Source organism: Acinetobacter towneri DSM 14962 = CIP 107472 (assembly GCF_000368785.1).
In the GTDB taxonomy this organism is placed as follows: Bacteria; Pseudomonadota; Gammaproteobacteria; order Pseudomonadales; family Moraxellaceae; genus Acinetobacter; species Acinetobacter towneri.
This window is the reverse complement of the sequence record NZ_KB849689.1, coordinates 570287-583547: the sequence shown is the minus strand read 5'-3', so window position 1 is coordinate 583547 and position 13261 is coordinate 570287. Positions and strand designations below refer to the sequence as shown.

Below are 13261 nucleotides of genomic sequence, written 5' to 3'. Positions count from 1 at the left end.
ATAATTTGATGCTGTTATTCGGCTGTAGATGGAGAAAACTCTTTAAATGCTGCCACGGCGTTTGCGGCATACATGAGTGATGGGCCACCGCCCATATAAACAGCAATACCTAAAATTTCATTCAATTCTTCAAAAGTCATGCCCATTTTGACCAAAGTTCTGACGTGAAAACCGATACAACCATCACAGCGTTGTGCCACACCAATTGCAAGCGCAATAAACTCTTTGGTTTTGGCATCAATTACGCCGTCTTTCATCGCAACTTGTGATAGGGCATTAAAGCTTTTAAGTAAATCGGGAGATTGTTCTTTAATGGATTTGATATTAGACGAAATTTCAGCAGTGAGTTCGGTATATTTCATGTTGTTTCACCATCAAGCAGATTAGAACCTAAAGACAATATACCATACATTTAAATATATTATGTTTGTATATATTAATTAGCAACTTTGCTTAAATTCAGTAAATCTGTATTTATAGCATTATCAATTCACCCAAATCACTTTATAATGTTGCCGCATATTCTTGAGTCGCTGTTAAATAGTTGCGATGACTTCAAACCTCATTTTTTAAGTCTTATTCTCCCTCTTGATTCGGCTTATAAATCAATATTTTATAATTTTGTGTCTGAGTAGGCACATACAATAGGTGCCTGCATGGAAATTAAAGTCAATTATTTAGACAACTTGCGTCTTGAAGCTAAATTTGACGATTTTACCGTCATTGCCGATCAGCCCATCCGTTATAAAGGCGATGGTTCTGCGCCAGGCCCATTTGATTATTTCCTTGCGTCATCTGCATTGTGTGCTGCGTATTTCGTGAAGGTTTATTGCCAATCACGTGATATTCCAACCGATAATATCCGCTTATCTCAAAACAATATTGTCGATCCTGAAAACCGCTATAAGCAGATTTTTAAAATTCAGGTGGAATTGCCTGCAGATATTTCTGAAAAAGACCGTCAGGGGATTTTACGTTCTATTGACCGTTGTACCGTAAAGAAAGTCGTGCAAACAGGCCCTGAGTTTGTGATTGAGCAAGTTGAAAGTATTGATGCCGATGCACAAGCTTTGCTGATGCCGAACTTGACTTCATCTCAAGCGACTTTTATTGCTGGTAAAGATTTACCGCTTGAAGAAACTATTGCCAATATGTCGGGTATTTTGGCAGGTTTGGGCATGAAAATTGAGATTGCCTCATGGCGTAATATCGTGCCAAATGTCTGGTCATTACATATTCGTGATGCGCAATCGCCAATGTGTTTTACCAATGGTAAAGGCGCAACCAAAGAAAGTGCATTAGCATCTGCTTTGGGTGAATTCATTGAACGTTTGAACTGTAACTTCTTCTATAACGATCAGTTCTGGGGTGAAGAGATTGCCAATGCCGAATTTGTGCATTATCCAAATGAAAAATGGTTTAAGCCTGGCCCAAATGGTGAATTGCCTAAAGAAATTTTAGATGAATATTGCTTAGAAATTTATGATCCTGAAGATGAGTTGCTGGGCACACATTTATATGACACCAACTCAGGCAATACTGAACGTGGTATTTGTTCATTGCCATTTGTGCGTCAATCCGATGGTGAAACGGTATATTTCCCATCAAATTTAATTGAAAACTTATATTTAAGTAACGGGATGAGTGCAGGTAACACGCTTGCAGAAGCTCAAGTGCAGTGTTTATCTGAAATTTTTGAACGTGCAGTGAAGCGTGAAATTATTCAGGAAGAAATGAGCCTGCCTGATGTACCGCAAGAAGTTTTGGCAAAATATCCAAGTATTGTGGCAGGTATTCAGGCTTTAGAAGAACAAGGTTTCCCAGTATTGGTGAAAGATGCGTCTTTAGGCGGTCAATTCCCTGTCATGTGTGTGACCTTAATGAACCCGCGTACAGGCGGTGTTTTTGCTTCGTTTGGTGCACATCCAAACTTTAAAGTCGCTTTAGAGCGCAGCTTAACTGAACTATTGCAAGGGCGTAGTTTTGAAGGTTTAAATGATTTACCACAGCCGACCTTTAGCACGAATGCGGTAACTGAGCCGAATAACTATGTTGAACACTTTATTGATTCTAGTGGTGTAGTGTCTTGGCGTTTCTTTAGCGCGCAGGCAGACCATGAATTTGTAGAGTGGGATTTCACCAACAATGGTCAATATAGCAATGTCGAAGAAGCTGAGGCTTTATTTGCGATTTTAGAAGAAATGGGCAAAGAATCCTATATGGCGATTTATGAACATTTAGGTGCAACTGCTTGCCGAATTTTAGTCCCTGATTATTCAGAAGTGTATTTGGTAGAAGACCTGATTTGGGATAATACCAATAAAGCTTTGCTGTACCGTGAAGACATTTTAAATCTGCACCGTTTGGATGATGAGCAACTTGAAGCTTTAGTTGAGCGTTTGGAAGAATGTGAGCTAGATGACTATACTGAAATCAAAACCTTAATTGGCATTGAATTTGATGACAATACCGTTTGGGGACAGCTCACTATCCTTGAATTAAAATTGTTGATTTATTTGGCATTAGAACAGTTTGAAGAAGCTAAAGATTTAGTCGAAGCATTCTTACAATACAACACCAATACCGTAGAACGTGGCTTGTTCTATCAATGTATGAATGTCGTGCTTGAAGTTATTTTAGATGATGAAATGGATATTGCCGATTATGCTGTCAATTTCCGCCGTATGTTTGGCAATGAACGTATGGATGCAGTCATGGGTTCTGTTGAAGGCACAGTACGTTTCTATGGTCTAACCGAAACCAATATGCAGCTTGAAGGTTTAGATCGTCATTTACGTTTAATCGACAGCTACAAAAAACTGCATAAAGCGCGTGCCAAGTTTGTTGGGCTGAATAAAGACTAATCTTGTAGAGGTAGAACGCTGTTCTGATTTGAATCACCGTCCAAGAAAAAGACTCGGTTTTAAAAGTCCGAGTCAGCTATTATGGCAACAACATGGTGTTGCATTTCAAATGCTAATCTAAGATTTGCTGTTATTATTGAAAAGGCAAAATAATAAATAGCCCTTGTTGTTGAGGGCTATTTCATTTAAGCGAGATGGTCACGAACAAATTGAGGATCTAAAATAAACAATTTAATCAGTGATTGAGCTGCTCCTGAAGGTCTTCTAACACCTTGCTCCCAAGATTCCAATGTACGTTTAGAGATACCTAAAATTTTAGCAAATTGATCTTGAGTGAGTTCAGACTTTCTTCGTGCTAGAGCAACATCTGTTTCATTGATCACAGTTTTTCTTGCTGCGTTATTAGCAAGCATTTGTTTAACGCCTTCTAATAATTCAACATTTAAGTCTCGTTTTGCTTCTCGAGCTTCCAATTCTTTGTCACTTAATAAACGACTCATTTCAGTAACTCCGCTAATTGTCTAAGTGTCTTTTTCTCAAGTTGGGTAATTGTGTCTTTACTATATAAGGTCAATAACCAAATTTCGCCATTTGCTAAACGGTTGTAATAAATTACACGAACACCACCTTGTTTACCTTTACTCTTTCCACCCCATCGAATTTTACGAACGCCGCCAGTACCAGGTTCTACATCTCCTGCTGTAGGGTTCTCGGCAATGAAAATTTTAAAGTCATTGTATTGTTCTTCAGTCCAATAGTAGGGATATTCATTGGTAAAAAAAAGTAGTCTCACAGATGGTATACATCAAACACCTTTATACTACTTTGTAGTGTTTAATTGTATACTACTTTGTAGTACTTTTAAGCATTAAATTAGGTCTCATATTGTGAGCTTTTTTAGCCCAATCAAATAACTGCTAATCACCAAGCGCCAATAAACCTTCCCAGCTAAAATAATTCGGGCTTAAATGGCTGCGCTGCATCGCCCAAGTTCGATCTTGCAATTTACATGCTCCAATGGCAAGTTTTTGCACACCAAATTTATTTTTCACGGTATCCAACACTTGCTGTAATTGTTCCTGTTTTTCAATGGCGTCAGTATCTGTAAGCAGGTCGTTAATATAGCTTTGTTTGGGTTCAAGTCCCGTTAAAATCACACCACATTTTTTAAAGGCAATCCCTTCCTGAAATAGCGTTGTCACATGCTTCATCATGGCTTTGTTCATGAGCAAAGCAGAATCTGTTGGCTCATTGAAAGCAATAGTGACCGATTGATTGTAAAAAACTTGGCGCGGATCAAAACGGTTAGATTGCGCAAAAATGATCATACAACCACATAAACTTTTTTCAGCTCTGAGCCTTTGCACAGCAGATTGTAAATAATCGCTCAAAGCTTCTGAAAGCGCATGAATATCTGTTACACGCTGCCCAAAAGAACGTGAGCTGATGATTTGCTGCTTACTTACGGTATTGTGCTCCAGTTCAATACATGCTGTACCTGTGAGTTCAAGAATGGTTTTTTTCATTAAAATTGAAAATTTACGTTGCATTTGCTCAGGATCACTAATTGCTAAATCAAATACAGAATGAATCTTTAAAGCATGCAGTTTTTTGGCAAGTTTTCGACCCACACCCCAGACTTCAGCAACATCAATGTGTTGAAACAAGGCTTCTTTGCTGCATAAATCCATATCCAGTAAATTACATACGCCGTTGAAATAGCGGTTTCGCTTAGCAAGATGATTGGCTAGTTTGGCTTCAGTTTTACTTTGACCAATACCAACACAAACAGGAAGAGCCAGCCATTTCCACAAGGTTGTTTTAATTTCCTGTGCAAGTGCGTTTAAATCGCGCTGAGAATATGAACTCAACTCAATAAAAGCTTCATCAATCGAATAAATTTCAACATCTTTGGCACTGACAAATTCTTGAATAATATTATTAAAACGTCTGGACATTTCTGCATAGAGCGCATAATTACTTGAAAAGACCGCAACATCATGTTGTTGAATTAATTCTTGAACTTGGTAAAAGGGCACAGCCATTTTAATGCCAAGTCGTTTGGCTTCTTCGGAAAGTGACACCACGCAGCCATCGTTATTGGAAAGCACCACCACAGGACGATGATTCAGGTGTGGTTGAAACAACCGCTCACAGCTCACATAACAATTATTAATGTCAATGAGCGCAAAAACTTGCTCTAAAGCTTTCATGACTATTTTACTTATTCGGCTTTTTTATGCATTATTGTGGTGTTTAAACCATCAGGTTTTTCAAATTCCACGTGACCACAGCAAACACTTCAAAAGTTTGCCCATCTTTCAGGTAAATGCTGTCGTAGTCGGGGCTTTCTGCCTTGAGCCAAGCTTCGGGCAAAGTGGCAGGGTCGTAGTCTTCACCAAAATGTTCAGCCAATTCACTTTTGGACATTTTGGCTGTAATCATCAAGCGTTTAATAGTCAGGTCTTTTTGGTCGATTAATGCAACCACAATGCTGCGGTGTTTGGCTTCTTTACTGCGATCTACCAGTACAATATCGCCGTATTCAAGCCCTGCATTCACCATAGAGGTAGTGCGTACCACATTTAAAAAGGTCGCATTTTCATTAGAAATAAGATATTCATTCAGATCAATATTTTTATCAATATAGTCTTGAGCAGGCGAAGGAAAACCTGCAGGAATGGATTCTATTGTTACGGGAAGATGCAGCGTTTTTCTTTTAGCAAGCGCTTGAAAATCATGCTGATTCAGCAATTCAATTTGTTCAAGCAGGGCATTCAGGCTAGGGCTGGGTTTACCATCGCTGCCCATGATTTTTTGTAATGACGTCCAAGCAGCGTCAGAGAAGTAAATAGGTAACTTCTTAGACATGAGATTACTCCTACGCAACGAGGCGTGTTTGAAGTGAAATTTGATGTGTTGATAGCATAGCTGAAAACATGATTAAGATTCAATCTACGTGGATAATTGATTGCTAGATATAGATCACACTCTACGATTGCATAGCTATACAAACACAAGCCTTTCCGTTAGGATTTTTCTATCGCAGCAGCATATTTAGAGATTGGCATGCATATTGTTGAAGACATTTATTTAACGAAAGAAGAAGTTGAATCTTTACTGTTGGGATTAATTAATTCACAACTTGAACCTGAGTTTTTAATGCAGGATTTCATTAAACATCAGGTTTGGTCTTTGGCTGAATATTTTAAGCAAAATACTGAACATGAAATTGACTTTGCGCAAATCAGTTGCCCGATTAAAGTCAAAGCGGAATATCAAAATCATCGTTTAAAACGTCATTTTCTGGTTGAGTTTCATCTGACCACCACACCTTTTTTTAATTATGAGCCAGAAGAAAATAGCGTGGCTTACTCCTACATGATGAAAGATTTTTATCTGACCGATATTATTTTTTATGATGCCTATACGGGTGAAAATTTGCAGGCTTGGATGCAAAAAAGATTCGTGATTTTGCAGGGTGAACGTGAAATAGAAGTGAATTCATTGTCATGGTATGCAGATTACAATTTGCCGCAAGTTACACAAAATATGGTGTCTTTTGTGAGTGAAGCTGCTTATGACACAGGTTTAGATCAGATTGTAGATGAAGTGAATTTGCGTTTACGACAAGCCAAGACCGTTAATTAAATAGCTATCATCTATCTAAAAAATGATTATTTGAGATGGATGGCAGGGAATATACGATTACACAATGCTGATCAGGTTAAGGAATATCGAAAATGACCACAATCACACATGATTTAGGTCATGGCATGGGGAATGACTGGGAATATAAAGATTGGGCACATCTGACTGTCTCAGAATTACACAACCTGCAACCGTATTACCCATGCTTGCAAGGGGGTATTCAAATTCTGTGGTGCAGTCCGCGCCCATTTTCATCAGCCGCAGTGATTGAAGTCACGCAGGATGCAGTCAGTACAGATAAAATAGGAAGTCGCTCGTATTTCATTAAACGCAGTCATCGTTCATTTCGTAATGCGCAAGATATTTTGCAAGAGCATGCTTTTTTGCGACATTTAGCCAGTAAAAACATTCCTGTTGCGACATTAATTGCCTCGAATTGCGGACTGACCGCTTTAGAAATGGGCGACTGGACTTATGAAGTCTACGAAAAAGCAGCAGGTTTTGACTTATATGTCGATCAGCAATCTTGGACGCCGTTTTTCTATACAGAACATGCTGCAAAAGTGGGAAGTTTGCTTGCCAAATTGCATGTCGCCATGCAGGATTTTCCTGAGTTACATGGCAGATCGGCGCGATATTTAGTATCAAATCAGCAGCTTTTAGAAAGTGAAAATATTGTAACGGCTATTCAGCAACGTATTCAAAATAGCCCTGAATTGAGCCGTTATTTTGCCGATAAAAACTTAGACGCCGTTTTTTTAGAGCGTGTATCTCAGACGCATCATAAAATTAAGCATATATTGCAGCAGACCACTAAAATTTGGACGCATAATGATTTGCATGCTTCCAATCTGTTTTGGTCTGCGCAAAGTGCCGATGCCAATATTACAGCGGTAATTGATTTTGGCTTATCAGATCGAAATTCAGCGCTTTATGACCTTGCGGTCACGATTGAGCGTAACTTTATAGATTGGCTGGCTTTAGAACATACATCACAAATCAATATTGACGAAGCGGGTTTAAGCGCGTTTTTACAAGCGTATTTTGCAGAGATACATCCACAACAAGACTTTAGCATTTTGCCCGAATTGCTAAAAATTGTGCATTTGGATTTCGCATTTTCAGAGCTTGAATATTTTGTCGGAATTACCCAAAACCTGAAACATGCCGATGCTGCTTATTATGATTGGATTGTTGGGCATGTAAATTGGTTTTTTGCAGAGCAAGGACAGCAATTTACCCAGACTTTTACTCGATTAATTCAACGCGAATTGTCATAATCTGCACAGCTAAATGCAGGGTGCTGTCTTCAGATATCTTATTTAACATAATATACATTATACGAAATCTCACTGTTAGAAACCATTTAAAGTGTCTGTATTCTCACCAATAAAAATGTCTGGTCTATGATGCGCATCAACATGATGGACTGGATATAAACTTGAGATGCTGATCACTATGTCTGACAAGGAAATACAACGTCTTGCAGTCCTGCAAGATGTTCGAGATCAACGTATTACACAAGTCCGTGCTGCAGAAATTCTGAATCTTTCAACACGCCAAATTACTCGATTATTGCACAAGCTCAATCAAGACGGTGTTTCAGGTCTGGCACATGCCAGTCGTGGTCAACCGGGTCATCGTCGTCATGATGACTTGTTAAAATCAAAGTGCCTTTCCATTATTTCTGAACATCTGCTGGGCTTTGGTTCCACCTTGGCGCATGAGAAACTCAACAGCATGTTTGACCTGAATATCCCTGTAGAAACGCTTCGGCGCTGGATGACTGCAAATGGTCTCTGGATTCCGCGATCCAAGCGCCAGAAACGTCCATATCAACCTCGATATAACCGCGATTGCTTTGGTGAGCTAATCCAGATTGATGGCTCATATCACGATTGGTTTGAAGGACGTGACGCTAAATGCTGCTTGTTGGTTTATATTGATGATGCCACTGGAAAGCTGTTGCATCTGCGCTTTTGTGAGGCCGAAACGACCTTTGATTATATGCTTTCAACCCGAGCCTACATTGAGCAATACGGCAAGCATTTGGCCTTTTATAGCGATAAACACTCAGTATTTCGAGTCAATCAGAAATCCAAGCAAGACAGCCAGATCACGCAATTTGGCAGGATTCTCAACGAATTAAACATCGATATTATCTTTGCCAACTCACCACAGGCCAAAGGACGTGTGGAACGCGCCAACAGAACTCTGCAGGATCGCCTGATCAAGGAAATGCGTTTGGAAGGCATCTGCTCAATTACCGAGGCCAATGCTTGGCTGCCCTGCTTCATTGAGCAGTTCAATCAGAAGTTTGCCAAGTGTGCGAGAAACTCGAAGAACTTGCATCGACCTTTAACGGAATCTGATGCTGAGCTAGAGGATATTTTTACCTGGCAGGAACCGCGTAAGGTCACGAAGAATCTGACTATCACGTATGACAAGTGTATTTATATGCTTGAGCCAACACCACTGAACCACAAACTTGTTGGGCAATACATAACATTTTTAGAGTATCCAGATGGTACTGTGGCCATCATGCACGAAGGACGGAAGATCAACTACAGTATTTTCAATAAACTGGCTAGACTGCAGCAGAATGAAGTAGTTGAGAATAAAAGATTAGGTGCGGTTCTGGCCCATATCCAGCAACAACATGAAGAGTTGGAAAAACAAAATAAAAGTTCCCGTGCCAAGAAAAGTATGCCGAGTCGTAAAGCTCAGAAAGTTGTTATTGAACAAAGAAATTTAAATCCTGTTCTTGACTCTTGCAGTTAAAAACAGGACATTTTAAATGGTTTATCGCATAGACATTTTAATTGGTGAATAACACTCACTTGTAAGCCCCACATAAAAAATAGACTAGTTACAAGGTAAAAAGCTATTTTTGTAGAGACGACTTTCTTGTCCTCTTTCACATTTTGTGAAAAGGTTCTGATATCTGTATCCATGATTTAAATCCTTTTCTTAATCTTATTTAAGCAACAGTCAATCGGTAATCCCCCGGCTTTGTTGCACAAAGATTTCATAACTATATGATTTTAAAAGTTTTGATTGTTTTTTGATCCAAAATTAAATTTATTTAAATCAGATGCTTACATATTTATGCAACAAAGCCTATTCTTGTTCTTGGCACATATTCTAATGTGCTCAGCATCATACCCCTTGTCAGCAATGAGATAAGTTGCCTCGCCTACAATATCAATCAGTTGTTTTGCAACTTGACTGTCGTGGACGTCACCCCCAGTGATTTTAAAATCAATCGGTAATCCATTCGCGTCGGTTGCAAGATGTATTTTTGTTGTTCGTCCACCGCGTGATTGTCCAATTGCTCTTTCGAAACCATGCCGAGCTCCACTTGCATGTTGATGCACGCGTATGTAGCTTCCATCAATGAATACCCATTCCTGATCCAGAATGCCTCGTAATCTAAAAAAAATTTATCCCATAATCCCTTACTTGCCCAGCGATTAAAGCGATTGTAAGCAGTTTGCCAAGGGCAAAGTTCTTGAGGAATATCACGTCATGTCGCACCCGTACGTAGTTTCCATAAGATGGCTTCCATGATATTTCTACTGTTTTTTGAACAGTAACAACCGTGTAATCGCATAGTATCTTGAATTTGCTGCCAAATATCATCGGTGAGAAGAGTACGTGCCATTGAAAAAATGTAGAAATGAAAAGAGCTTAAAGGAGGATTTTAAGTATTTAAAAACAATTCTTCAAATGAGAACACGCCCTAGTATTCAGCTAAATGATGTCTTCATGCTGATCATCTGACGTAAAGCTCATATATTGAAATATCCAATCATGCTTAATAGCACTTATTGGGAAGTACTATACTTAATAATCAAGGTGCCTTAAACAAATTTTCAGCTACGAACAATGTTCAGCTTGCCTTTCAAGCCTGTGCCGAATGGCATATACTTAAAATAGCAAGTAATTGCGATATAAAACAAAATTATAGGAGAAATAAGGATGGCAGGATTATCTATTTGGCACGTAGTCATTTTTGCAATTGTAGTGATTCTTTTATTTGGCACATCAAAACTTAAAAATTTGGGTAAAGATGTCGGTGGTGCCATTAAGGATTTTAAAAAATCGATACGTGATGATGAATCACCAGTAAAATTGAACGAACAACATAGTCTAGAACAGAAGCATCAGAACAATAACGATACAACAACCAGCAAAAACTGAGTGGATGGAGGGATCAAATGCTGAATGTAGGCATGACGGAACTGCTGGTATTTGGCATCATTGCTCTATTGGTGCTGGGTCCTGAAAAATTGCCAGAGGCCGCTCGTTTTGCTGGAAAATGGTACGGCCACCTCAAACGCTTGATCAGTAATGTCCAACATGATATTGATCGTGAACTTCGACTGTCGGAACTACGTGAAGAAATGCAGAACGAAATGCAACGTCTGCACGAGTTGGAACAGCAAATGCAGAACCAGATGCAACAGTTACAGCATGATAAAATCATGACCGATGACCAACAGACGCAGGTCAAACTCGATAATCAGCAAAATAACTTTCCAGTCTATAAATTTCTTGAATCCAAGCCACTGTCCTTATTTACCCAAACCGGTTCTCAAACTCAACAACTTACTCGGCTTCATAAACAGAGTAACCAGATCAGGGAAATGGCATGAAATCCAAAACTACACCGCCAAATGTGGAGCAGCAGATTACGCTACAGGATATGCCAATCACCCAGCATTTGATTATCTTGCGCCAGCATCTGATTAAAATTATCGGGTTACTGATTGTGCTCTTTTTCTGCCTGCTACCCTTCGCCAATCAAAGTTATCAGTGGCTGTCTGAACCACTACGCGCACAGTTGCCAGTAAATTCCTCAATGATTGCCACTGATGTCACGGCAACCTTCATGGCACCATTTAAACTGAATTTTTTTATAGCCTTGATGATTGCCATGCCATTCATCCTGTATCAATTCTGGGCCTTTGTAAAACCAGCCCTATATCAAAGGGAAAGAAATCTGGCTTTGCCACTATTGCTAGGTAGTATCGGAATGTTTTATACAGGGATTGCTTTCGCCTACTTCATCGCCCTGCCATCCATTTTACACTTTTTTATCAGTGTTTCCCCGGACACGGTAGCACCGATGACTGACATCAACAGTTACTTGGGCTTTTGTTTAAAGTTATTTTTGGTGTTTGGAATAACCTTTGAAATTCCGATTCTGACCTTAATTCTCATTCTGATCGGAGTGGTCAACACAGAACAACTGATAGATAAACGTAAATTTATTATTGTCGGCTGCTTTTTTATCGCCATGTTTGTCACGCCACCGGATCCATTATCTATGATTATGCTCGCGATTCCGATGTGGTTGCTGTTTGAAACAGGTTTGTTCTTTGGTAAGTTAATTGAGAACAAAAAGATCCATCATGCATAGACTTTATATAAGAACTATATAAATTATTTATTGACAATCAGAGGTGGTTCCACTTGTTTGAACAACTAAAAGCGTATTTATAAGTGATATTCCGCTCTAGTTAAGCCACCTTGTTTTGTTGGGGTAGCTGATCATAGTAAAACTCATTTGGTGTCATTTTGTCTAGACTTGAATGAGGTCGTTTCAGATTATAAAACTCAAAATATGCACTCAATTGCTTTTTCGCATCTGTGACACTGCTATAAGCTTTGAGATACACCTCTTCATATTTAACGCTCCGCCATAATCGTTCAACCATCACATTATCTACCCATCGACCTTTACCATCCATACTGATTTGAATGCCATTTGATTTCAATACATCAATAAATGCATCACTGGTGAACTGACTGCCTTGGTCTGTATTCAATATTTCAGGTGATCCATATTTTTCAATCGCTTCATTTAAAGCCGAAATACAAAAATCCACCTCCATACTAATCGATACCCTATGCGCAAGTACCTTGCGGCTATGCCAATCAATCACAGCACATAAATAAACAAAGCCTTTTGCCATAGGGATATACGTTATATCAGTAGACCACACTTGATTACTGCGCTGAATAGCCAATCCTTTGAGCAGATATGGATATTTACGGTGAGCTTGATTAGCCTGGCTTAAATTTGGTTTGCAATATAACGCCTGAATACCCATTTTCTTCATTAAAGTACGTGTATGACGTCGTCCTATATGATGCCCTTGACGATTCAACAAATCACGCATCATACGACTGCCTGCAAAAGGATATTGCATATGTAATTCATCAATACATCGCATCAGCTTCAGATCTGATGAGCTAACAGGTTTTGGGCGATAATAATAACAACCACGAGAGACTTTCAGTAACTTAGCTTGTTTAGATACTGAAATCTGAAGTGAGTGATCGATTAACTTTTGTGGTTGAAGCGGCCCAGTTTCTTCAACACACCTTCTAAAAAATCAATTTCTAATGCCTGCTCACCGATTTTTGCATGTAACTTTTTAAGATCAATGGGAGGTTCTGATGGAGCTTTTGATTGATCGAAAGCTTGTGAGGAAGCTGAGATCAATTGATTTTTCCAGTCAATAATTTGGTTTTGATGAACATCAAACTCAGAACTCAATTCAGCAAGTGTTTTTTCTGCTTTGATCGCAGCAAGTGCTACCTTAGCCTTAAAGTCGTTTGAATGATTTCTTCTTGGTCTACGTGCCATAAAATACTCCATATATTGATGTTTATAACATCATTTGAGGAGCAGAGTATCACTTATAGGAGTTGTTCAAATTTCCGGATCCATCTCT

Annotated in this window: 13 protein-coding genes and 1 pseudogene; 7 read left to right on the top strand and 7 right to left on the bottom strand. The window is 39.1% G+C overall.

Annotated elements, in window-relative coordinates:
* Positions 1-14: 14 nt before the first annotated feature.
* Positions 15-362 carry a carboxymuconolactone decarboxylase family protein gene (locus tag F947_RS07150; protein WP_004973824.1) on the bottom strand — a complete coding sequence of 116 codons (348 nt, stop codon included), beginning with the start codon at positions 360-362 and terminating at the stop codon, positions 15-17.
* 294 nt (positions 363-656) lie between these two features.
* On the opposite strand from F947_RS07150, the gene F947_RS07145 reads away from it, so the two are divergent.
* Positions 657-2864: an OsmC domain/YcaO domain-containing protein gene (locus F947_RS07145; RefSeq protein ID WP_004973821.1), complete on the top strand. Its 2208-nt coding sequence runs from the start codon at positions 657-659 to the stop codon at positions 2862-2864.
* Between the two features lie 185 nt (positions 2865-3049).
* On the opposite strand, the gene F947_RS07140 is transcribed toward F947_RS07145, so the two are convergent.
* From F947_RS07140 to F947_RS07125, 4 genes are all read right to left on the bottom strand, one after another.
* The gene (locus F947_RS07140) at positions 3050-3364 is read right to left on the bottom strand and encodes a helix-turn-helix domain-containing protein (RefSeq protein ID WP_004973819.1); all 315 of its coding nucleotides are present in this window, start codon (positions 3362-3364) and stop codon (positions 3050-3052) included.
* Entirely contained in the window at positions 3361-3657 is a 297-nt protein-coding gene (locus F947_RS07135) for a hypothetical protein (protein ID WP_004973816.1), read from the bottom strand. Before F947_RS07135 ends, F947_RS07140 begins: the two co-directional genes overlap by 4 nt.
* A 124-nt stretch (positions 3658-3781) precedes the next feature.
* The gene (locus tag F947_RS07130) at positions 3782-5077 is read right to left on the bottom strand and encodes a Y-family DNA polymerase (RefSeq protein WP_004973814.1); all 1296 of its coding nucleotides are present in this window, start codon (positions 5075-5077) and stop codon (positions 3782-3784) included.
* Positions 5078-5120: 43 nt separating this feature from the next.
* On the bottom strand, positions 5121-5735 hold the full coding sequence (locus tag F947_RS07125; RefSeq protein WP_004973813.1) for a LexA family protein: 615 nt from the start codon (positions 5733-5735) through the stop codon (positions 5121-5123).
* A 198-nt stretch (positions 5736-5933) separates the two neighbouring features.
* On the opposite strand from F947_RS07125, the gene F947_RS07120 reads away from it, so the two are divergent.
* From F947_RS07120 to F947_RS07110, 3 genes are all read left to right on the top strand, one after another.
* Positions 5934-6515 (top strand): hypothetical protein, encoded by a 582-nt coding sequence (locus F947_RS07120; protein WP_004973810.1) that lies wholly within the window; start codon positions 5934-5936, stop codon positions 6513-6515.
* Between the two features lie 92 nt (positions 6516-6607).
* On the top strand, positions 6608-7795 hold the full coding sequence (locus tag F947_RS07115; RefSeq protein WP_004973800.1) for a phosphotransferase enzyme family protein: 1188 nt from the start codon (positions 6608-6610) through the stop codon (positions 7793-7795).
* Between the two features lie 166 nt (positions 7796-7961).
* A complete protein-coding gene (locus tag F947_RS07110) occupies positions 7962-9296 on the top strand; it encodes an ISNCY family transposase (RefSeq protein ID WP_026438381.1) in 1335 nt (444 codons plus the stop codon).
* 362 nt (positions 9297-9658) lie between these two features.
* Here F947_RS07110 and F947_RS14845 read toward each other — a convergent pair.
* Positions 9659-10179 (bottom strand): annotated as a pseudogene (locus tag F947_RS14845) (IS5 family transposase); the annotation flags it as partial.
* A gap of 317 nt (positions 10180-10496) precedes the next feature.
* On the opposite strand from F947_RS14845, the gene F947_RS07095 reads away from it, so the two are divergent.
* From F947_RS07095 to tatC, 3 genes are read left to right on the top strand one after another with little or no spacing between them, the layout of a single operon-like run.
* A complete protein-coding gene (locus tag F947_RS07095) occupies positions 10497-10718 on the top strand; it encodes a Sec-independent protein translocase subunit TatA (protein ID WP_004973793.1) in 222 nt (73 codons plus the stop codon).
* A 17-nt stretch (positions 10719-10735) separates the two neighbouring features.
* Positions 10736-11173, top strand: coding sequence for a Sec-independent protein translocase protein TatB (gene tatB / locus F947_RS14945; RefSeq protein WP_004973791.1), 438 nt, complete (start codon positions 10736-10738; stop codon positions 11171-11173).
* Positions 11170-11940 (top strand): twin-arginine translocase subunit TatC, encoded by a 771-nt coding sequence (tatC, locus tag F947_RS07085; RefSeq protein ID WP_004973788.1) that lies wholly within the window; start codon positions 11170-11172, stop codon positions 11938-11940. Before tatB ends, tatC begins: the two co-directional genes overlap by 4 nt.
* A 100-nt stretch (positions 11941-12040) precedes the next feature.
* Here the strand turns inward: tatC and F947_RS14300 are convergent.
* A protein-coding gene (locus F947_RS14300; protein WP_099046175.1) for an IS3-like element ISAba14 family transposase occupies positions 12041-13185 on the bottom strand; the annotation gives its coding sequence in 2 pieces (ribosomal slippage) (positions 12041-12921 and positions 12921-13185; 1146 coding nt in all).
* Positions 13186-13261 lie beyond the last annotated feature (76 nt).